Raw genomic sequence first — 656 nt, 5'->3', positions numbered from 1 at the left:
CTACCTGACAGCGTACCTGCTCATATAGTGCTCTCGTGTGGATCAGAAGATCCAGATCGTCAATTGACTTAACGAAGGTGTCGAAGGCCACTTTCAAAAGCCCTTCGTTCGCCCAGCTCTGAGTCATTGCCGTGCGAGCGCTCACCAAGGAGGCCCTGCGTCGAAGAAGGCTCTGAAGCTTGCCGTAGACGGCCGGAGGTGGGCTCCAAGGGCGAAGATCCGCCCCCTCGTTTTTCAAAAATCGAGACAATAACCGGGCATCCGAAGGGTCTGTTTTTACTCGCCCTCCAACGCTTTTTCTGTAGTTGCTCAGTTGAAATCCATCAATGATGTAGACGGTCAGACCCGCACCATGAGCCAGCTCAACCAAGTCCAGGTGATAGATGTTGGTCGCTTCAACAGAGAGGGCAGTATTGCGCGGTTGTTGTTTCAACCAGCGCTTGATTTCAAGTTTGGAATTTTTCAGTCTGATGAGCTCATCACGGTCATCGTGATGAACAACCAGCTCAGCTTTGGCAACATCCACGCCCACGATCAACTTATCTACCCGCATTGCCATGGACGGCTCCTGAGGTTATGGTTTTTCGGCTTGAAGGGGTTTCACCAAGAGGCGCTGGCTTGCTTCTATCGTCGCTTGAAAACGATGCATTCTTTAT

At 51.4% G+C, this 656-nt stretch carries 1 protein-coding gene; it reads right to left on the bottom strand.

Translation table 11 applies throughout. The annotated features are described in order from the left end of the window. A partial coding sequence (locus tag M5G17_RS25505) for an IS110 family transposase (RefSeq protein WP_273895637.1) occupies positions 1 to 559 on the bottom strand: 559 nt, incomplete at its 3' end. Positions 560 to 656 lie beyond the last annotated feature (97 nt).

Source organism: Pseudomonas rubra (assembly GCF_028656935.1).
GTDB classification, from domain to species: Bacteria; Pseudomonadota; Gammaproteobacteria; order Pseudomonadales; family Pseudomonadaceae; genus Aquipseudomonas; species Aquipseudomonas rubra.
Note: the sequence above shows the minus strand (reverse complement) of the source record. Positions and strands in the feature narration are given on the sequence as shown.